The organism is Erythrobacter insulae (genome assembly GCF_007004095.1).
GTDB lineage: Bacteria > Pseudomonadota > Alphaproteobacteria > Sphingomonadales > Sphingomonadaceae > Erythrobacter > Erythrobacter insulae.
Window position 1 is genome coordinate 2,399,266 of sequence record NZ_VHJK01000001.1, and the last position, 20,046, is coordinate 2,419,311.

Consider the following 20,046-nt stretch of genomic DNA (forward strand, 5'->3'; position numbering starts at 1 on the left):
GCAAACCTATGACGTCAACCAATGATATTCGCCGGTCGTTCTTAGACTTCTTTGGCAAGGCCGATCACGTTCAGGTGCCGAGTGCGCCGCTGGTCCCCTATAATGACCCCACACTGATGTTCGTGAATGCGGGCATGGTGCCGTTTAAGAACGTATTCACCGGTCTCGAAACGCCGCCAGCGCCCAGAGCAACATCGTCGCAGAAATGTGTGCGGGCAGGGGGCAAACACAATGATCTCGACAATGTTGGTTACACGGCTCGGCACCACACCTTTTTCGAGATGCTCGGCAATTTTTCGTTCGGCGATTATTTCAAAGAACAGGCGATTGAAAACGCATGGACTCTGCTGACCCGTGAATGGGGGCTTTCTCCGGACAAACTAACGGCAACGGTCTATCATACCGATGATCAGGCATTTGATCTGTGGCGCAAGATTTCGGGTCTACCAGAAGATCGAATCGTCCGTATTACAACCAGTGATAATTTCTGGTCGATGGGTGAAACCGGGCCGTGCGGGCCATGTTCAGAAATTTTCTATGATCACGGAGATCATATATTCGGCGGACCTCCGGGAAGTCCGGACGAAGATGGCGATCGGTTTGTCGAGATTTGGAATCTCGTATTCATGCAATTCGATCAGCAGGCCGATGGTTCGCGCCGCGAACTGCCAAGCCCTTCGATCGATACAGGCATGGGCCTTGAGCGTATTGCTGCCGTTATGCAGGGTGTCCATAACAATTATGACACCGATACATTCAAAGCTTTGATCGCCGCATCGGAGCGGCTTACTGGTGTTTCGGCCCAAGGCGATCATGCTGCCAGCCACCGGGTAATTGCGGATCACTTGAGATCGACTAGCTTCCTTATGGCGGACGGTGTTTTGCCGTCGAATGAGGGCCGCGGATATGTCCTGCGCCGGATCATGCGCCGGGCCATGCGCCATGCTCACCTGCTCGGATCGAGCGAACCTTTGATGCACCGCCTTGTACCAGGGTTGGTGACTGAAATGGGTCAAGCGTATCCAGAGCTGGTGCGCGGGCAAGCCCTGATCGAAGAGGTTTTGGAACGCGAGGAAACGCAGTTCCGCAAAACACTCGATAAGGGACTCAAACTCTTAGACGAGGCCACCGGCGAAATGAGCGAGGGCGCAGAGCTCGATGGTGAGACTGCATTCAAACTCTATGACACGTTTGGTTTCCCTTATGACTTGACCGAAGACGCTCTGCGGGCTCGCGGAATTGGCGTGGATCGCAGCGGGTTTGACGCTGCAATGACGCGTCAGAAAGAGGCCGCGCGTGCTGCCTGGAAGGGTTCCGGAGAAGCTGCCTCTGGCGAGGTCTGGTTCGACATTGCCGAGCGTGCGGGGGCCACCGAATTCACTGGTTATTCTTCGACATCGGGTGAGGGGACCATCGTTTCCATCCTCAAAGATGGTGCCGAAGTATCCGAAGCTACCGTCGGTGACGAGGTTGTCATTCTAACCAACCAAACACCTTTCTACGGCGAAAGCGGCGGTCAGACTGGCGATTCCGGCACGATTTCGAAACCTGAGGGTTTCGCTGCGGTCGTCAATGACACAAGCAAGCCACTTGGCCGCCTGCACGCGCATCATGCGACGATTCGTGCAGGGCACGTGGCCGTTGGTGAAAACATACAGTTAGAGGTCGATGCCGAGCGGCGGGCGCAAATCCGGGCGAATCACTCGGCGACCCACCTTGTTCATGCGGCCCTTCGCAATCGTTTGGGTGATCATGTTACTCAAAAGGGTTCCCTTGTGGCGGAGGACCGTCTGCGGTTCGATTTTTCCCATCCTAAAGGCCTGACCGAAGAAGATATTTCCGCGATTGAAGCCGAGGTGAATGCGGAGATCCGCGCGAATGAGCCGGTTTCTACCCGTCTGATGAGCCCGGACGATGCCGTAGAGGCGGGGGCATTGGCGCTTTTCGGGGAGAAATACGGCGACGAGGTTCGAGTTCTGTCGATGGGCCGCGCTGGCGGCAAAGGGAAGAGCTACTCTGTCGAATTGTGCGGCGGAACCCACGTCAAGGCGACCGGCGATATCGGTGTGTTCCGGATAATCTCAGAGAGCGCGGTTTCATCGGGTGTCCGCCGGATTGAAGCCCTGACAGGGGAAGCTGCGCGAGCTTGGCTCGTTGATCGTGAGGATGCCTTGAAGGCGGCAGCCGGAGCAATCCGCGCAACGCCTGAGGAGGTTCCTGCGCGGATCAGCGCTTTGCTTGAGGAACGCAAGCGGTTGGAGAAAGAACTGTCTGAGGCGAAGAAGGCTCTCGCTTTGGGAGGCGGAGGCGCTGCAGCGAATTCTGACGCTACAGATGAGCAAGTTGGCGGTCTTAAGTTCAGCGGTCAGGTCATCGAAGGACTCAGCCCCAAGGAGCTGCGCCCGCTGCTTGACGAAGCGAAGACACGTCTTGGTTCGGGCGTGGCCGTGATTGTGGCAGTCAACGAAGGCAAGGCGAGCATCGCGGCGGCTGTGACCGAAGACCTGCTAGGTCAGCACAGCGCTGTCGATTTTGTTCGTGCCGGCGTAGAGGCATTAGGCGGCAAAGGCGGCGGTGGCCGGCCAGATATGGCTCAAGGTGGCGGTCCAGACGGTTCGAAAGGCAAGGACGCGATCACTGCGATTAAGGCACTAATCGCTGGTTGAGGCCGAATCAGGCGTCCAGTGTTGCCGTGGATGTCCTCAATTTAGGTTTCTCGGATAGCCCGCCATCACGTTCCAATCGTTCGCGATACTCGTCTCGCTTTTCATGGATCGAGGCGATGACCGGGCCCATGGCCACACCAATATCGACAAGCACCGCTTCGGAAAGCTGAAGCGAACTCTCAAGATTTTCGGGGACAGCATGGCTCGCACCTGCACGATAGAGCTGCGCAGCATGATCGGTGTCGCGTGCGCGCGCCACGATCAAAAGATCAGGATACGTACTTCGCAATTTGGCCACCAGCCTCTGCGCAAGAACGGGCTCGTCCATTGTCAAAACCAAAGCCGGTGAGCGTTCGATACCCAGCCGTGTCAGCGCATCACCGCGCGCGGCATCGCCAAACGTAGCCCGGTATCCGTCGCGTTTGGCGCGATCAATCATATCTGGATCGGAATCGAGCAGGACGTAGGGTTGATCATGGCATTTCAGCATGTCGGCGATCAAACGGCCAACGCGGCCTCCGCCGATGATGATAGTGCGATGATCAAAATGATCTTCCTCGGGAAGTTCCGGGGATGCCTCAACTCGCCGTGCGATGACCCGGCCAAGCTTGGCCAATAGAGGAGTAACAGTAAGGCCAATAGCGGTAACGATTTGCCAGAATTGAGCCGTTTCAACATCGATGACAAGCGCGCTGGTGGCGGCGGCAAGTACGATCAACGTGGTTTCGCTCGGGCTTGCCATCAATACGCCAGTCTCAGCCGCGGTACTGCGCCGTGCGCCCATCATTTTCAGCAAAGAGCCGGTGATTATCGCTTTGAAAATGAGCACTCCGAACACAGCAGCGGCGACATTGGCCCAATCGCCGATTATGGTCATCACATTGATGCTCATGCCGATTGTGATCAGAAATACGCCAAGCGCGAGGCCCTTAAACGGTTCCATGATGCTCTCGACTTCACCGTGATATTCGGTCTCTGCGATCAGGAGACCGGCGATCAAAGCGCCGACAATTGGAGAGAGGCCGGTTGCCGCCGTGGCCAGACTGGCTCCGATCACGACAAGCAGAGATGCGGCCAAAAAGAGCTCGGGGCTTTTGGTTCGGGCAGCCTGCGAAAACAAGCGGGGAAGGGCAAAGCGACCAAGAACAAGCAAAAGCAAGATGACAAGACCGCCTTGAAACAAGGTGTCGGTCAGACCGGACCATCCTTCGTTGGCGGCGTTGGGTGCAAGCGCGCCGAGGATAAAGATGATCGGCACAATCATAATATCTTCAAACAACAGCATCGAAAGCGCCGCGCGCCCTACTGGTGATTTTGTCCCAGATATTGGCAGCACAATTGCGGTCGATGAAAAAGCGAGGGCAAACCCAAGCGCAAGCGCTGCGGTTGTTCCCATGCCGCTGTAATAGCCGAAGAAAGCGGCAGATGCCGAGCCGATAATCAACAGCTCTAGCGAACCAAGGCCAAACACCAATTTCCGCATTTGCCAAAGCCGGTTGAACGAAAGTTCCAAGCCGATAGCGAACAGGAGAAGTATTATTCCGAAATCTGCAAACGGCGCCAGTCGCTCAGGATCGGATATCGTGATATATTCAAGCCACGGGACATCTTCAACAAGCGCACCCAGGCCAAACGGACCAACCAGAACCCCGATCAGAATAAATCCGATGATTGGCGTGATGCGGAAACGGGTAAAAACCGGGATAACAATGCCAGCCGCGCCCAGAATTACGAGAGCGTCCTGCATTACCGGGGACATAGTGAGTTCGCCTGCCATACGGTCGTCTACTCGGCTCTGCCGGTCATGTCATCCGCCACCTGCGGTTGGGGGACCGATTGGTTTTGCGGCACCTTCGTGATCTTCAATGGGCAGGCCCAAAGGATCCGAAATGTTGCCGACGCGCTTGTCCCATTCGATGCGGTAGAGATCAAAACGTCGGTCATGCAGGTTTTGAACCGTTCCCTCTGCGCGGGCCCAACTCAGATCAGCCAAATTGACATCACTGATAGTCAGCGTCTCGACATTTTCGCTGGCTTCCGCAGCGATGCCATCTCGGGCAAATGGGAAGTCACATGGCGTCAGGATACAGCTTTGCGCATATTGAATGTCCATGTTGGCGACATTGGGTAGGTTCCCTACATTGCCGCTCATCACGACATAGCATTGGTTCTCAATCGCTCGTGCCTGTGCGCAGTAGCGCACGCGCATGTAACCCTGACGGCTGTCGGTACAGAATGGTACAAAGATAATGCGGGCACCCTCGTCAACCAGCCTTCGGGCCAGCTCGGGAAATTCGCTATCGTAACAGATCAGTATACCGATTGGACCGCAATCCGTCGGGATCGCGTCGATACTGTCTCCGCCTTTGATGTTCCACCAATAGGCCTCGTTGGGAGTCGGGTGAATTTTCTCCTGCGCGTGCACGGATCCATCGCGCAGGCATACATACGCGACGTTATGAATGTCCCCATCCGGCATCCGAGTCGGGTGCGATCCACCGATGATGTTGATGTTATAGGAGAGCGCCATTTCGGAGAGGCGCTGACGAATGCGCGGCGTATATTTGCTGAGCAGTTCGATTGATTCCAGCGGGCTTTGCTCTTTCTCTTCAGCACTCAGAAGCATAAGTGTGAAAAGCTCGGGGAAAACGATAAAGTCGCTCTCATAATCAGCAGCAACATCAACGAAATATTCGATGTGTTTCATAAATTCATCGAAGCCGGTGACGGCGCGCGCCTGCAATTGACAGGTCGCAATTCGAACACCTTCGACATCACGGGGAAGGCGGTGTTTCGGCGGAGAGTCGATGTCGACATACGGGTTGCGCCAGATCATTCGCACTGCGTTGGCTTTGGATTGCTTATCTTCGGGCAGATAGTTGTGCAGAATGCCGTGCGGCTCGAACCCGTTAGCCAGCTGAAAGCGCAAGACCGGATCGTGGATTTTGGTGTCGATGACCTTTTGCAGATATTCCTCAGGTGTATCGGCGCGGTTGGTTTTGCGCCGCATCGCCTTTGCAAGGCCGGGCATGCGTCCGCCAAAGACGATGCCTTTTAGATCGAGGCGCTCGGCTAGAGCGCGGCGTTCCTCATACAGCCTACGGCCCAGCCGGGTGCCGCGTACGCCGGGGTCCACGCACATTTCGTATCCGTAAAGCCAATCGCCTGTGGGATCGTGACGGGATCCAAAACCGTTGCCGGTGACCTCGTCCCAAGAATGATCGGCCAGTGCGACAATCTCGTCGAGCCGCATGGATGCGCAATAGCCGACGATTTTACCGTCGAGCTTGGCTATAAAACAGCCGTCAGCGTAATTGTTGATCTGACCGCGGATTTCGCCCTGCGTATAGGCCGGCAGATCGGCATAAGCCCGGCGAACAAGATCGCCGATGGCGCGCACATCCTTCAGCTTGGCCTGACGGATTTCAAGGCGTGCTCTGCGGCGAGGTTCGGTCATACGGCTTTATTCCTGAATGAATACGAATAGGGCGGCACGTTCTCTAGAACGGCCGCCCTTATCCTACGTGAGATGGAAGCAAGGGTTCCTGATGGATTAGCTCCAGTTTTGCATCTCTTTCTCAAGGTTCTGAACGATCGACTCAAAAAACTGTTCGGTCGTTTGCCAGTTCTGGCCCGGACCGATGAGCAGTGCGAGATCTTTTGTCATCTGTCCCTTTTCGACTGTCTCGATGCAGACCCTTTCCAGGGTTTCGGCGAATTTTACGACATCAGGTGTCCCGTCAAACTTGCCTCGGTACATCAACCCGCGCGTCCACGCGAAAATTGATGCAATCGGGTTGGTCGACGTTGCTTTGCCTTCCTGATGCTGGCGGTAATGGCGTGTAACGGTGCCGTGGGCTGCCTCGGCCTCGACGGTTTTACCATCTGGCGTCATCAAAACAGACGTCATCAGGCCAAGCGAGCCAAAACCCTGTGCGACGGTGTCGGACTGGACGTCGCCGTCATAGTTTTTGCAGGCCCACACAAACTTGCCGCTCCATTTCAGAGCTGACGCGACCATGTCGTCAATCAAACGGTGTTCATAAGTGATGCCGGCCGCGTCAAATTTATCGGCAAATTCGGCTTCGTAAATTTCTTGGAAGAGATCTTTGAACCGACCATCATATTTTTTCATGATAGTGTTCTTGGTCGAAAGATACACAGGCCATTTCCGGTCAAGGCCATAATTCATCGACGCACGAGCAAAAGCGCGGATTGAATCGTCAAGGTTGTACATGGCCATCGCCACGCCGGGTGTTTCGAACTCGAAGACATCGAGATCAATTTTCTGTCCGTCTTCCCCTTCGAATACGAGCCGCAATTTTCCTGCGCCCGGAATGAGAGTGTCGGTTGCGCGATATTGGTCGCCGAATGCATGGCGGCCCACAACAATCGGATCGGTCCAGCCCGGCACGAGGCGCGGAACGTTGTCGATCACGATAGGCTCCCGGAAAACGACCCCGCCCAGAATATTACGGATCGTGCCGTTAGGCGAGCGCCACATTTTCTTCAGACCGAATTCTTCGACACGCGCTTCATCAGGAGTAATGGTGGCGCATTTAACGCCGACGCCGTGCTCTTTGATCGCATTCGCAGCATCGATCGTGATCTGGTCATCGGTCTCGTCGCGTTTTTCGATCGAAAGATCATAGTATCTCAAGTCCACATCAAGATATGGCAGGATCAAGCGTTCGCGGATCCACTGCCAAATGATTTTTGTCATTTCGTCGCCGTCAAGCTCTACGACCGGATTTTGTACTTTGATTTTTTGCATGGCTAACGCCTCATCCCTTCTGGGCTACAAGTGTGCGATAGGATGTCTGTATTGATCCCTCGCACGCGCTCTAGCAGAGGTGCGCTGGCATTCAAGACAGGCGCGCAGGTTTTCAAGCCGTAAAAACGCAAAAAGCGCCGCAAATGCGACGCTTTCAGCTCAAATCGTTTTGATGGTGGGCACAGGAAGATTTGAACTTCCGACCCCTGCAATGTCAATACAGTGCTCTACCCCTGAGCTATGCGCCCGCACCATCAAATGCCCGTTCTTTTCGAAAACGGGAGCGGCCCATTAACGCGCCCTAATTAAAGGCGCAAGGCCTAAGCGCGCTCGGTTTCCAAAACTTTGCGTTCAAAGGGTCGCTTCGCGCTGGTCTTCAAACACACGCTCAACCTCTAGCACGAGATCGCGCAGGTGAAACGGTTTCGAAAGCACTTTTGCATGCGGTTGCTCTCGGCTGGCGCGCAGCGACACTGCGGCAAAGCCGGTTATGAACATCACCTTCGTCCGTGGAGATATCTCCGCACATCGCTGCGCCAATTCGATCCCGTCCATTTCTGGCATCACGATATCTGATAGCAACAGGTCAAACTGCTCTTTTTCCAGCAGAGGGATAGCATCGGTTCCGCGGTCAACCGTGCTGACCTCGTATCCAGCATTGGTAAGCGCACGCTCCAAATAGGAACGCATCGCCTCTTCGTCTTCGGCCAAAAGGATTCGCGGTGCGGGATTCGATGTCATAACGCTTGCCAATACACAGATGAGCTTAAGAAATCTTATCACTCTTGCTAGTTGGTCAAAATTGAGACGAATTCTGACAACGGGTATGGTTCTAAGGCTTTGACACCATCACCGAAAGCAGGCAGCAATTATTGCCGATGTCACCTCCAAAATTGCCTTTTGAATCCAACCTGACGCCGCCTTCTGCATATAGCGAGGGTAAATTGCTGAGCGTGAAGGGCGGGGCGGTTATGGATGACCTGCATGGCCCCGCATTTATTCACGTCGCGCCGCAATCGATGCCGCTTCCAATTCTAATTGCGGTTCCGCATGCCGGGCGTGTTTATCCCGCTGAAACCCTTGCGCAAATGCGCGATGCCGAGCTGAGCCAATTGCGATTGGAAGATCGCTTTGTCGATCTGCTCGGCGTTGAGATAGCGAAAGCGACCGGCACCGGCCTGCTCGTGGCGAATGCACCGCGCGCCATGTTGGACCTTAATCGGGCTCATGACGATGTCGATTGGGAGATGATTAATGGCCCGGGCCGCCGCACCACAAAACCGGAGCCAGTTCTGACTGGCACGAATCGGCGTGCGCGTAGCGGTCTGGGTTTGGTGCCGCGCCGCTTGCCCGGATTTGGCGAGATTTGGCGGCAGAAACTGCCGCGTGATGAACTGGATCGGCGGATTGACCGGATCCATCGGCCCTATCACGAATTTCTATCCAGCGAACTGTTGCGGATCCGAGCGGAATGGGGCGCTGCTTTACTGATTGATCTGCATTCAATGCCGCCTTTGAGGCGTCAGGCAGGACAGGATCGTGCGCCGCAAATCGTACTTGGCGACCGCTTTGGCGCATCTTGCGAACACAGCGTCATCGCGCGCGCTTTCAGTTATCTTGACCAGAATGGCTTTGTCGTGGCGCATAACCGGCCCTATTCAGGTGGTTATGTTCTTGACAGGCATGCTTCACCGACCCGCGGATTGCATGCGATCCAAGTCGAAATTTGCCGATCAAGCTATTTGGATGAAAATCTGGACGAGCCAACCGCTGCGCTCGCTCCGCTGGCGCAGATGCTGGCCGGCCTGGTTCGCGTATTGGGTGCTGAAACCGCGAACTTGGGCTGTCCAGGCCAGATGAAGCAAGCGGCCGAGTGACTTTTACTCAATCGGTCAAGTTCGCAAATTAATCTGGTGCATAATTAAAAACGGCGGAGCGCCTTTAAGGGACGCTCCGCAGTAAATGTCTGAGAACAAAACCGCTCTGTTCAGAGCGATTTAGTTGACCGCTGGTGCTGCACCGTTGGTGTTTGTCGGTGTAGGAACCTTGCCTTGAGCTGATTGGCGTTCAAAAATCTTGCGCATCAGGTTCAAAGAGAAAAGGTGAGCGTGGATCAACATGCCCATACCATTCTTGTTCAGCGTTTCGACGGTTTCAGTTGGAAGTTCCCGCAGTTTCTTCTCGTCAACCATGCGGAACCCGCGATAGACGAAAGGCGTGTCCGGTGCATCGCTGCGGGTGATCGCAATTTCGCCATCCATCAAAATGTCGAGCTTCTTGAGTTCCTCAAGAAAAGCCTTTGTGCGTTGGCCGGCTTCTTCGAATTTCTTGCAGAAATCGAGGACATTGTTGGTGTATTCGGTCGGATCTTTTCCGTCGAACAACGCCTGACCATCTTTTTCTTTGCCGACAACACCCGCACTTGGATCGAAGCAAAGCGACATATCATCGCTTTCCTGCTGAAGTTTGGCGAGGATGAAGGGATAGCGGCGGATATAGGCCGGAACGTAAACGTCCGCGACCATCTTGCCATTGTCATCCATGAAGGTGTTTACGCCTTCGTTAAGGCCCATCAAGGCGATTGGCAGAGGATTGTCGCCTGCTGTGAACACGATCGGATAATCGCGCTGCGCATCGACGAATTCATCGACAGTCAGCGGAATCGCGTGGGTCTCACCAAGGAAGTCTACGTTTTCGAACGGGCTTACTTTCCAGTCACCGTGATCACGGCTGTTGAGCGGAAGTAGGTCTTTGTAAAACAGCGGAAGTTGCGGCTGCGGCGCGCTGGCCATGGATCGTCTCCGGAAAGTCTATGAGTGATGAAAATGACTGAGGCCGTCGACTGCTCGATTGGGCCATGAGGATGGCGCTTTAGGATGTTCGGGCCGCCGGTGCAAGCGGCGCGCGGTCAACCGCTTTCGCTGGCTTCGATTAGCGGCACAAGCTTTCCCGGATTCATCAAGCCTTTCGGGTCCAGAGCGGCTTTGACGCTTCGGATCATACCGAGGGCTACGGGATCGCCGAGCCTTCCGAAATCACCAACCTTCATCTGACCAATCCCGTGTTCGGCGCTGATCGAACCTCCCCATTGCGTGACGAGATCATAGACATGTGAACTTATCTGTTTGCCCGTACTTTCTTCCCATTCGCCGGGAACTGCGTCTTGAGGAGCGAGAACGTGAAAGTGGACATTTCCGTCGCCCAAATGACCAAATGCGACCCCGCGCGTTCCGGGGAAAGTATTCTCTATCTGCGGAATAGCGGCCAGAATGAATTCGGGCATTTGCTCGACTGGCACCGAAATATCATGCTGCATCGCTGGCCCCAAAGCGCGCTCCGCAGCAGAGATGGAATCGCGCAAATTCCAAAATGTCTCAGATTGATATTCGTTTGACGCGATCACCGCATCTTCAAGCAAGCCTGCCTCCATTGCACCGGCCAGCACACCTTCAAGTTTTTCGCGAAGGGCAGCACTGTCGCTATCTGCGCTCATACATTCGATCAACGCGTTCCATTTATGACCCTGCGCAAGCGGGGGGCGAGCATCAGCCAAGTGATCAAGAACGCTTTCGAGGCAATGATCGGGCACGACCTCGAAACCCTCAAGAGATTCTCCCATCGCCCGCTCGACATACCGGAGTAACGTGCGTGCGCCTGTGATGGAGGGAAGCCCGATCCAAGCGGTTGCTCGGCCTGACGCGGCCGGGAGGAGGCGCAGATTAACAGCCGTAACGATGCCAATTGTACCTTCTGATCCGATCAGCAATTGTTTGAGGTCAAACCCGCGATTGTCTTTTTTTAGCGCAGTCAGCCCATTAAAAATGCTCCCATCAGCAAGAACCGCCTCGAGACCAAGAACCTGAGAGCGCATTGTCCCGTGCCGGAGAACCTGCGTGCCGCCCGCATTCGTCGACACAAGGCCGCCAATAGTTGCAGAGCCTTTGCCGCCAAGTGTTAGCGGAAACCGCTGGTCCAGTTTTTCTGCCGCTTCGTGCAGGGTTTGCAGGATAACGCCGGCCTGACAGACGCACTGGCCGGCCTCTGCATCGAGGCTCAGAATTGCATTCATCCGCCTAAGCGAGAGCAGAATAGACGTTCCGCTATCGTCGGGCGTTGCGCCGCCGGCCATTCCGCTGTTTCCCCCCTGCGGAACGATCGGGATCGAATAATCCGCGCAAAGTTTCACAAGGGCTGCAACTTCATCAGTTGATGCAGGCGATGCTAGGGCGATTGCGCTGCCTGAATATCGCCCCCGCCAGTCGGTGGTCCAAGGGATAAGGTCATCTTCATCGCAGGTGAGACCCTTTTCGCCAAGCAATTCGCGGGCTGCGCCGAGAAATGCTTTCTGGTTCTGATTGATCGTCATAATTGTGTTCTCTGTGCCACAGGCAGGCATATTACAATGCGGTATGCCGTTCGTATGAACATCAGTTAAGGCAAGGTTCAAGCCTTTGCGATAGGTGTGCTTCCCGATCGCAAAGGATATTGCCCCGATCAATTTGACGGGAACAAGGAGATACTCCCAGCCATGCCGAGCCTGCTTGCTCTTGCAACGCCATTAGCGATGTTGCTCCCGTTTTTGGGGCAAAGTGGCGAATTGGTGGCAGGCACTGCGTTGGTTTCCGAAACTCCGGCTCGCGTGCCAGCAGAAACCGTTGCTGATGGTAACGGGTCTCCAAAAGGCATCCCTGCTTCCCAACGTGGCCCTGCGCAACGAACCAATGTGGCACCCCTAGATACGTTTAGAGGCGGCCAGATCGTTCGTCAGGTCCGGATTGAAAGCCGCGTAATCCTAAGGGTGTCTCCCGCGCGCTCGCAAAACCGCAACAGTCTCATGGCGCAATTACCGCAGCAAAGTTTAAGGACGCAGTACGAAGAGCGTCGGATGAACAAATGCGTACCCGTCACAAGCATTGCCGGCGTCCAGACAGGTAGCGGGAACCGTCTGCTGCTGTTTATGCGGGACGCAAAGATCGTCTCGGTCAATCTCGAGAAGGCCTGCCGCGCAAGAGATTTCTATTCGGGTTTTTATGTCGAACAGAATGCTGACGGAAAACTGTGTGTAGACCGGGACAAATTGCAATCGCGCAGCGGTGCAAAATGCGAGGTTGAACGGATGCGGCAACTCGTGGCCATAGAAAAGTAGCGATCGGCAATCTGGTCACGGAGCCAGAGCTTGCCGATTTCTTGACTTTTCGTGCTTTTTTGCGCAAACGCCTCACTCTAAGCGCAGGGCTGTTTCATCTCTTGAGCGTTTAGACAACACCGACGGCGATATCGCCGCGCTATCCGGACATTATTAAACGCATGACTTTCGCCGATCTCGGCCTTTCGCCCGAATTGCTCAAAGCCGTCGATGACGCTGGCTACACTGAACCAACGCCGATTCAGGCTGAAGCCATTCCGACCATTCTGATGATGAAAGATCTCATCGGTATCGCGCAAACCGGGACTGGCAAGACAGCGAGTTTTGTCTTGCCAATGATTGATGTGATGGCATCGGGCCGCCGCCGCGCATTGATGCCGCGGTCGTTAATCCTTGAGCCAACGCGTGAATTGGCTGCGCAGGTAGCCGAGAATTTCGAAAAATATGGTAAGAACCATGACCTCAAAATGGCGCTGCTTATCGGTGGTGTGCAAATGGGCGATCAGCTCAAGACCCTGAACGAAGGTGTCGATGTTCTGATTGCGACGCCGGGCCGGTTGATGGATCTTTTTGAACGCGGCAAAATCTTGCTGAACGGTTGTGAGCTGTTGGTGATTGATGAAGCCGACAGGATGCTCGACATGGGCTTTATTCCTGACATTGAGTTCATTTGTGACAAGCTACCGGATACGCGGCAGACCATGCTGTTTTCGGCGACAATGCCGGCGCCGATTGAAAAGTTGTCAAAGAAGTTCATGAACAACCCGAAACGGATTCAGACCGCGCGGGCCGCAACCACGAATAAAGATATTACGGCTTTCAAGATCAACGTGGATCAACGCAAAAAGCGGGACACGCTCGAATGGTTGCTCAACAACGATCACGTCGAAACCGCAATCGTATTTTCGAACAAGAAAACGACAGTGCGTGAACTGAACCAGCATCTACAACGCAGCGGTTTCAAGAGCGGTGAAATCCACGGAGACATCGACCAGTCAACGCGGCAAAAGGAGCTTGAGCGCTTCAAGTCGGGTGAGATCAACATCCTGGTTGCATCCGATGTCGCGGCTCGCGGGCTGGATATTAAAGGCGTCTCGCACGTCTTTAACTTCGATACGCCGTGGCATCCGGACGATTATGTCCATCGCATCGGGCGGACGGGCCGCGCTGGCGCCAAAGGCCGCGCATTTACATTCGTCACAAAAGCTGATGCCGAAGCAATTGATAATGTTGAAAAACTGACAGAGAGCCCGATCCCTGTCTTTGGAAAAGACGATGTCCGGGTCGAACTGAAATCTGATACTGGCAAGCGTTCTGAAGAACCTAAGCCGAAAGATGAACCGGCCCAGCGCAGCCGCCGCAAAAAGCCAGATCACGCGAGCGAAGACAGCAAAGAAACGCCGCAGAAAGTAAAGCGCGAACGCAAACCTCGCGAAGACGTTTCAAGCGATAATGATGAATTTGCGCCAAAGCCGAAAGGCCGCAGTCGCCGACGTGATCAGGATGATACCCCCGTCGCTCCGGGCGAATGGAACGGGCCAAAGCCCAGTTTCCTAGATGTCGGATTTAAAGGTTAAGCGGACCCGATACGCAGCGCCTTGCTTTTCCAGACGTTGATCCGTCCTAAGGGCGCGAATTGTGGTAAAGATTGTATCAATTCTCTGATTACACTCATTTAATACTGATCGTTTATCGAAATTCCTCAGCAATTTAAGCGAGGAATGGCATGCTTTTTGGCAGCCGAATATCAACGAACGCAGCATCGGCGACGGTCCAGGAGATTCTCCGTCCCGTTTTGCGCGGGTATTTCGCGGCTTTCGCCTTGTATTACATCGTCATGTTTCCGACCCATCTCGTGTTTTTCTCGGGGTTCGAGCGGGTAGCAATGGTCACTGCGGCTGGAATCGCTGGTGGGGTCGGCATCTTCGGCGTCTGGTTCATGCGCAAGCCTGAACCAGCTTCGCAAGTATCACTGTTGCTTTCGGTGATGAACTTATTGGTCATCGCAAACATCGTCATCGCTCTGAATTTCGGTTTTGACCAAGCAAAGATGGTCTACTTTGTGATCATCGCAATCGCGTTCGCTTTGGCGAGCATTGATCTCAAGCAGTCTTTGTTTTCACTGGCTGCCGCGATGCTCGGGTTTCTGAGCTTTGCGACCAGGCTCGATCTCGAGACATTCACAGTCTACGCTTTCGTCTCGGTCGGAGCAGCTATTGCTGCTCTCGCGATCTCCAATCTGATAAGATCTGCAATCCGCGGAATTTCTGAATCCAAAGGAGAGGTTGAGAGCGAACTTGCCGATGCTAGGCGGTTGAGCGCGAGGCTTGCCGAAGAATCATTGTCGGACAGTCTTACAGACCTTCCGAACCGGAGGGCCTTCTTTGCGAAACTACGCGAAACAATGGGAAGGCTGCGAAAGCCGCTCATGCACAGGGCGGGGCCGACAACAAGCTGGTTGATCTTGCTTGACCTCGATGGCTTTAAATCCGTCAATGACATTCATGGGCATCTTACCGGAGATGGCTTGTTGAAAGAGGTCGCATCGCGCTTGCGGGATTTTTGTGACGATGATGTCTTCGTGGGTCGTATGGGCGGTGATGAATTCAACATTCTCATCGATTCGGATGCTTGCTCGGATGAAATAAAGCAACGGTGTGAATTGCTTCTTCAATCACTGTCTGCGCCATACATCGTAGATGACCGCCACATCCGAATCTCTGCCTCTATCGGTTACAAATCGCTTGATCCGGCGTTGAGCCTTACAGAGCAGATTAGCCAAGCTGATTTTGCATTGATGTTTGCCAAGAAGCATGGCCGAAATCAGGCAGTCGCCTTCAACGAAGAGCTGGCCAAGGCTTCGGAAGAGCGTTCGCAGATAGAACACGCATTGCGGCGGGCCGATTTGGAAAAAGAAATTCATCTGGTCTTCCAGCCGCAGATGAATCTGCATACGGAAAATGTGGTCAGAGCCGAGGTATTGGCACGGTGGAACAGTGAGACGATCGGCCCGATTGAGCCGGGCCGTTTTATTACGATCGCCGAAGAGAGCGGATTGATCACTGATATCAGCCTGACGATCATCGAAAAGGCGTTTCGTGAGATACGTGAGTGGCCAGTGCCGCTCCCTATTTCGCTGAACCTTTCAAGCCATGACATCATCTCTAAACCAACAATAGACCGGATTATCGATCTGGCTCGAAGCCTGAAAGTTGATCCGGAGCGGGTCGAATTCGAAGTGACCGAAACAGCGATGATGGCCGACACAGAAAAGGCGATTGCCAATCTCACGAGCTTGAAAGATGCCGGCTTTTCAATAGCGTTGGATGATTTTGGAACGGGTTATTCAAACTTCAGCTACTTGCGCTCGCTTCCAATCACCAAGCTAAAGGTAGACCGTTCGTTCCTTGAAAACCCAGGCGATCCCATGACTGAAAAAGTGCTCTCGTCATTGGCGGGAATGGCACGGACACTGGGCGTCCATTGTTTGTTAGAAGGGATCGAGGACGAAATCGATCTGTTGATGGCCCGACGGATCGGGGTGCAATCGGTCCAAGGTTATTTATTCGGAAGGCCAATGAACGCGCATGACCTACTCGAATTGGCGAGAAGATCCGCCGGTGCCGATTCTTACGATCGGGACCGAATGAGAAACCCGGCGATCGAAACGATTTAATCCGTTTCCAGCAGATCAGCCGACGACTTTTACAAAGCTGTCGATGACGCGCTTGACGCCGTGTTCTTCAAACTCGATTTCCAGCTTGTTGCCTTCTTGATTGGTAACGCAGCCGGTTCCAAATTTATCGTGTTGAACCATCGCGCCGATTGCAATGTCGCTCCGTGGTTTGGCTGCAAAACTCGCCGCTGATCGGCCGGGCTCACGCAGCCGTGTCTGGGCGGTTTCATAACCGCTGGAAATAGCGCGCTGCCAACCGGGCCCCCGCGATTGAGCACGGTCCGGCCGGTCTTTTGCCACGTGAGCGAATGGGTCTTCATTCTCGCTCCAATTCGCGCGCCACATCGAAGCGCCACCGGTCATCGTCGTTTCCTGATCGATGAATTCTTCAGGCAATTCTTCGATAAAGCGTGAAGGGATCGAGCTAACCCATTGGCCATAAATCCGCCGATTGGCAGCATGCAAAATCGTACAGCGCCGCTTTGCCCGAGTGATCGCGACATAGGCCAGACGGCGTTCCTCTTCGAGACTGGCCAACCCGCCTTCGTCAATTGCCCTTTGCGAGGGGAAGACGCCTTCTTCCCAGCCAACGCAGAACAGATTGTCAAACTCCAGTCCCTTGGCCGCGTGTATCGTCATGATCGTGACCGTTTCTTCTTGGTCGCCGCGATCATTGTCCATCACCAGGCTGACATGCTCAAGAAAATCGCCGAGCGTTTCATACTCTTCCATCGCGCGGGCGAGTTCAGACAGGTTTTCTGCACGTCCAGCGCTTTCAGGCGTGCGATCATTGGCAAGCATGTCGTTATAGCCGGATTCATCCAGAACAAGCCTCAGAAGGTCCGAAGGGCTTATTGTTTCCGCTGCTTCCCGCCAGGCAAGGAAATGGCGCATCAGGCCGCCAATTGTGTTTGCCGCGCGCGCGGGCAGTTCATCGCTATCGGCAAGCTCTAATGAAGCCGCCGCAAGTGGCATTCCCTGGCGCCGTGCATGTTGATGCATCTTCTCAAGAGTTTTTGCGCCGAGCCCGCGTTTCGGTTGATTATAGATGCGCTCAAACGCGAGGTCGTCCTGAGGTTGGGCAACAATGCGCAAATAGGCGAGTGCATCCCGGATTTCCGCCCGTTCATAAAACCGGAACCCTCCGATAATCCGGTAATTGATCCCGATCTGGATAAAGCGATCCTCGAATTCGCGGGTCTGGTATTGCGCGCGCACCAGAATTGCGATGGAATCGAGGCTCGCACCTTCCGCTTCCAATCGCTCAATTTCTTCGCCGACTCTCCGCGCCTCTTCAGGGGCATCCCAAACCCCAATAACTCGGACTTTGTCGCCGCCATTTGCTTCGGTCCACAGGGTTTTCTCGTGGCGATTGGAATTGGCGCGGATCAAACCTGATGCTGCCCCCAAAATCTGCGGCGTGGAGCGATAGTTTTGCTCCAGACGAACAACATGGGCGCCCGGAAAATCCTTTTCAAACCTAAGGATATTGGCGACTTCTGCGCCACGCCATGAATAGATCGACTGATCATCATCGCCGACGACGCAGATGTTTTTATGGCTTTGCGCAAGCAGGCGCAGCCAAAGATACTGAACCGCATTTGTATCCTGATATTCGTCTACCAGAATGTACTTGTAGCGCTGCTGATATTCCGCGAGCAGATCGGTGTGGGTGCGGAAGATATTGAGCATATGCAGCATTAGATCGCCAAAATCGCAGGCGTTGAGCGCCTTCAAGCGGTCTTGATACAGCTGATAAAATTCACGGCCTCTGCCATTGGCGAACGCCTCGTTCTCGCCCGCGTCGATATCAGATGGATTAAGCCCCCGGTTTTTCCAGCGATCGACCAATCCAGCCAATTGGCGCGGAGTCCACCGTTTCACATCTTCGCCGGCATCGACAATTTGCTGCTTGAGCAAGCGTAGCTGATCGTCGGTGTCGATTATGGTGTAATTGCTTTGCAGACCAACCAGTTCCGCGTGACGACGGAGCATTTTAGCGCAGATTGAATGGAACGTACCGAGCCACGGAATCCCCTCGGAATTGACGCCCAAATGACCTGCAACGCGCTCCCGCATCTCGCGCGCGGCCTTATTGGTAAAGGTCACGCACAGGATTTGACTGGGCCACGCCCGCCGGGTCGCAACCAGATGCGCGAGCCGCGCAGTCAGCGCAGCGGTCTTGCCCGTGCCCGCGCCGGCGAGCATCAGAACGGGGCCTTCGGTTGTCAGAACGGCGTCGCGCTGCGGCGCATTCAATCGCGCGGCATAGGCGGGAATAGAAGCGTCATCGCTGGGCGAGGAGGGGGCAATATCGGTCATAGTGAAGGGGTGAACAGGTAGAGAACAATGCATTGTCCTGCAAGGGGGGGAAGCCAATTGCTATGCCCACTTTCGGGAACCAGGTCCAATAGGTAGCAAGACTGTCTCAAGAGCCGCTTCAAAGCCGCAAAAGGGTGAGCTTTCCTTTGCCGATCCGGCGTTCGTTTTCGATGGTGAGGCCATCGACTTTTACATCCTCGTTAAACGCGGTTTCAACCGCGATCCACGTAGCCGGTCCGATCCAGTCGAGCCGTTTGAGACGATCCAGCGCAACCGAGCCTGCACCTGTATGATAAGGCGGGTCCAGCAGGATAAGGTCATAAGGCCCGCGTGCAGGACGCAGATGCATGACCGATGTCGCCTCCACGCTTGACCGAGCGCGAGCATCAAGCGCGGTGATATTTGCGCGAATTACATCGACAGCTGCGCGGTCATTTTCGACAAACAGGCAGTGCGCTGCTCCCCGCGACAATGCTTCCAGACCCAGCGCACCGGATCCCGCGAAAAGGTCTGCGATGCGCAGCTCTTCAAAGCCGCCCAACCGGCTGTTGAGCATCGAAAAGAGCGTCTCGCGTGTGCGATCCGCTGTTGGACGGGTTGCATCGCCCTTGGGCGCGGACAGCTTTCGCCCGCGCCATTCTCCGGCAATGACCCTCATGTCACCTGGCCGCGTTTCATTGCGCTCACGAAGCGATCAAGGTCACCTTTGCGAACGCGGGCGGCCTGCCCGCGAGGCAAATCGGCAAGCTGGAACGGACCATACGCAGTACGGATCAACCTGTTCACTTTCAGGCCAAGATGTTCGAGGACGCGGCGAACTTCGCGGTTCTTGCCTTCTGTGATCGTCATTTCAATCCAGATGTTGCGTCCTGAAGACCGCTCCATATTGGCGTTGATCGGACCATAGCGAATCCCGTCAATTTCTATGCCTTCGATCAGAGATTCGAGCTGTTCCTGAGTTACCTCGCCAAACGAACGGGCCCGGTATGTCCGGGGGATACCGGTCGAGGGTAGTTCCATTTGACGTTTCAGCCCGCCATCATTGGTTAGCAGCAACAGGCCCTCGGTATTAAGATCGAGCCTGCCGATCGGCATCACACGCGGGGCATCTTTGGGAAGAGCATTGGTCAGCGCAGAGTAAATCGTTGGGCGTCCGGCCATATCGCGTTCTGCAGTGATCAGGCCCGTGGGCTTGTTGAACAGATACATCGTGGTCGGCTCTGGTCCGGCAACCGGATTACCATCGACACTAACACCCCGAAGAGATGTCAGGAATGTCGCAGGCGTTTCCACTGGCTTGCCGTGAAGTGTGATGCGTTTATCCGCGATCATTCGTTCAATTTCCCGGCGACTGGCAACGCCAGCGCGCGCCAAAAGTTTGGCAATACGGTCACCTTCGGGCCGGTCTTCGGATTGTTTCGGATTTGTTGGCATAACGCCGAGCGATTAGGCCTTCCGCAGT

General features: G+C 54.6%; 14 protein-coding genes and 1 tRNA gene. 5 read left to right on the forward strand and 10 right to left on the reverse strand.

What is annotated here, in order from left to right:
* The first annotated feature begins 8 nt into the window (after window positions 1-8).
* Window positions 9-2,666 carry an alanine--tRNA ligase gene (gene alaS / locus FGU71_RS11235; protein WP_142788649.1) on the forward strand — a complete coding sequence of 886 codons (2,658 nt, stop codon included), beginning with the start codon at window positions 9-11 and terminating at the stop codon, window positions 2,664-2,666.
* 7 nt (window positions 2,667-2,673) lie between these two features.
* Here the strand turns inward: alaS and FGU71_RS11240 are convergent, their stop codons facing one another.
* From FGU71_RS11240 to cpdR, 5 genes are all read right to left on the reverse strand, one after another.
* On the reverse strand, window positions 2,674-4,443 hold the full coding sequence (locus tag FGU71_RS11240; RefSeq protein ID WP_142788650.1) for a cation:proton antiporter domain-containing protein: 1,770 nt from the start codon (window positions 4,441-4,443) through the stop codon (window positions 2,674-2,676).
* A 30-nt stretch (window positions 4,444-4,473) separates the two neighbouring features.
* On the reverse strand, window positions 4,474-6,123 hold the full coding sequence (locus tag FGU71_RS11245) for a GNAT family N-acetyltransferase (RefSeq protein WP_142788651.1): 1,650 nt from the start codon (window positions 6,121-6,123) through the stop codon (window positions 4,474-4,476).
* 96 nt (window positions 6,124-6,219) lie between these two features.
* Complete coding sequence (locus FGU71_RS11250; RefSeq protein WP_142788652.1) at window positions 6,220-7,440, reverse strand: NADP-dependent isocitrate dehydrogenase; 1,221 nt, start codon at window positions 7,438-7,440, stop codon at window positions 6,220-6,222.
* 173 nt (window positions 7,441-7,613) lie between these two features.
* Window positions 7,614-7,688, reverse strand: a tRNA-Val gene (locus FGU71_RS11255).
* 103 nt (window positions 7,689-7,791) lie between these two features.
* A complete protein-coding gene (gene cpdR / locus FGU71_RS11260; RefSeq protein ID WP_142788653.1) occupies window positions 7,792-8,181 on the reverse strand; it encodes a cell cycle two-component system response regulator CpdR in 390 nt (129 codons plus the stop codon).
* 137 nt (window positions 8,182-8,318) lie between these two features.
* Here cpdR and FGU71_RS11265 point away from each other — a divergent pair, with 137 nt between their 5' ends.
* The gene (locus FGU71_RS11265) at window positions 8,319-9,317 is read left to right on the forward strand and encodes an N-formylglutamate amidohydrolase (protein WP_142788654.1); all 999 of its coding nucleotides are present in this window, start codon (window positions 8,319-8,321) and stop codon (window positions 9,315-9,317) included.
* A 120-nt stretch (window positions 9,318-9,437) separates the two neighbouring features.
* Here FGU71_RS11265 and FGU71_RS11270 read toward each other — a convergent pair whose 3' ends face one another.
* Both FGU71_RS11270 and FGU71_RS11275 read right to left on the reverse strand, forming a co-directional pair.
* Window positions 9,438-10,232: a SapC family protein gene (locus FGU71_RS11270; protein ID WP_142788655.1), complete on the reverse strand. Its 795-nt coding sequence runs from the start codon at window positions 10,230-10,232 to the stop codon at window positions 9,438-9,440.
* Between the two features lie 116 nt (window positions 10,233-10,348).
* Window positions 10,349-11,806: an FAD-binding oxidoreductase gene (locus FGU71_RS11275; protein ID WP_142788656.1), complete on the reverse strand. Its 1,458-nt coding sequence runs from the start codon at window positions 11,804-11,806 to the stop codon at window positions 10,349-10,351.
* Window positions 11,807-11,968: 162 nt separating this feature from the next.
* On the opposite strand from FGU71_RS11275, the gene FGU71_RS11280 reads away from it, so the two are divergent.
* The 3 genes from FGU71_RS11280 to FGU71_RS11290 all read left to right on the forward strand — a co-directional run bounded on the left by FGU71_RS11280 (window position 11,969) and on the right by FGU71_RS11290 (window position 16,262).
* On the forward strand, window positions 11,969-12,586 hold the full coding sequence (locus tag FGU71_RS11280) for a hypothetical protein (RefSeq protein ID WP_142788657.1): 618 nt from the start codon (window positions 11,969-11,971) through the stop codon (window positions 12,584-12,586).
* Window positions 12,587-12,747: 161 nt separating this feature from the next.
* Window positions 12,748-14,163 (forward strand): DEAD/DEAH box helicase, encoded by a 1,416-nt coding sequence (locus FGU71_RS11285; protein WP_142788658.1) that lies wholly within the window; start codon window positions 12,748-12,750, stop codon window positions 14,161-14,163.
* A 260-nt stretch (window positions 14,164-14,423) separates the two neighbouring features.
* Window positions 14,424-16,262 (forward strand): putative bifunctional diguanylate cyclase/phosphodiesterase, encoded by a 1,839-nt coding sequence (locus tag FGU71_RS11290; protein ID WP_185960280.1) that lies wholly within the window; start codon window positions 14,424-14,426, stop codon window positions 16,260-16,262.
* 15 nt (window positions 16,263-16,277) lie between these two features.
* On the opposite strand, the gene FGU71_RS11295 is transcribed toward FGU71_RS11290, so the two are convergent.
* From FGU71_RS11295 to FGU71_RS11305, 3 genes are all read right to left on the reverse strand, one after another.
* Complete coding sequence (locus tag FGU71_RS11295) at window positions 16,278-18,584, reverse strand: ATP-dependent helicase (RefSeq protein WP_142788660.1); 2,307 nt, start codon at window positions 18,582-18,584, stop codon at window positions 16,278-16,280.
* A 118-nt stretch (window positions 18,585-18,702) separates the two neighbouring features.
* Window positions 18,703-19,242 (reverse strand): 16S rRNA (guanine(966)-N(2))-methyltransferase RsmD, encoded by a 540-nt coding sequence (rsmD, locus tag FGU71_RS11300; protein ID WP_142788661.1) that lies wholly within the window; start codon window positions 19,240-19,242, stop codon window positions 18,703-18,705.
* Window positions 19,239-20,018 carry a pseudouridine synthase gene (locus tag FGU71_RS11305; protein ID WP_142788662.1) on the reverse strand — a complete coding sequence of 260 codons (780 nt, stop codon included), beginning with the start codon at window positions 20,016-20,018 and terminating at the stop codon, window positions 19,239-19,241. The genes rsmD and FGU71_RS11305 overlap by 4 nt, the downstream gene beginning before the upstream one ends.
* Between the last annotated feature and the right edge of the window lie 28 nt (window positions 20,019-20,046).

Excerpts from the sequence above, each read along its gene's own strand:
- rsmD (WP_142788661.1), bottom strand. The coding sequence starts at position 19,242 with ATGAGGGTCATTGCCGGAGAATGGCGCGGGCGAAAGCTGTCCGCGCCC.
- FGU71_RS11295 (WP_142788660.1), bottom strand. The coding sequence starts at position 18,584 with ATGACCGATATTGCCCCCTCCTCGCCCAGCGATGACGCTTCTATTCCC.
- FGU71_RS11265 (WP_142788654.1), top strand. The coding sequence starts at position 8,319 with ATGTCACCTCCAAAATTGCCTTTTGAATCCAACCTGACGCCGCCTTCT.
- FGU71_RS11290 (WP_185960280.1), top strand. The coding sequence starts at position 14,424 with ATGTTTCCGACCCATCTCGTGTTTTTCTCGGGGTTCGAGCGGGTAGCA.
- alaS (WP_142788649.1), top strand. The coding sequence starts at position 9 with ATGACGTCAACCAATGATATTCGCCGGTCGTTCTTAGACTTCTTTGGC.
- FGU71_RS11285 (WP_142788658.1), top strand. The coding sequence starts at position 12,748 with ATGACTTTCGCCGATCTCGGCCTTTCGCCCGAATTGCTCAAAGCCGTC.
- FGU71_RS11275 (WP_142788656.1), bottom strand. The coding sequence starts at position 11,806 with ATGACGATCAATCAGAACCAGAAAGCATTTCTCGGCGCAGCCCGCGAA.
- FGU71_RS11305 (WP_142788662.1), bottom strand. The coding sequence starts at position 20,018 with ATGCCAACAAATCCGAAACAATCCGAAGACCGGCCCGAAGGTGACCGT.
- cpdR (WP_142788653.1), bottom strand. The coding sequence starts at position 8,181 with ATGACATCGAATCCCGCACCGCGAATCCTTTTGGCCGAAGACGAAGAG.
- FGU71_RS11270 (WP_142788655.1), bottom strand. The coding sequence starts at position 10,232 with ATGGCCAGCGCGCCGCAGCCGCAACTTCCGCTGTTTTACAAAGACCTA.
- FGU71_RS11280 (WP_142788657.1), top strand. The coding sequence starts at position 11,969 with ATGCCGAGCCTGCTTGCTCTTGCAACGCCATTAGCGATGTTGCTCCCG.
- FGU71_RS11245 (WP_142788651.1), bottom strand. The coding sequence starts at position 6,123 with ATGACCGAACCTCGCCGCAGAGCACGCCTTGAAATCCGTCAGGCCAAG.
- FGU71_RS11250 (WP_142788652.1), bottom strand. The coding sequence starts at position 7,440 with ATGCAAAAAATCAAAGTACAAAATCCGGTCGTAGAGCTTGACGGCGAC.
- FGU71_RS11240 (WP_142788650.1), bottom strand. The coding sequence starts at position 4,443 with ATGGCAGGCGAACTCACTATGTCCCCGGTAATGCAGGACGCTCTCGTA.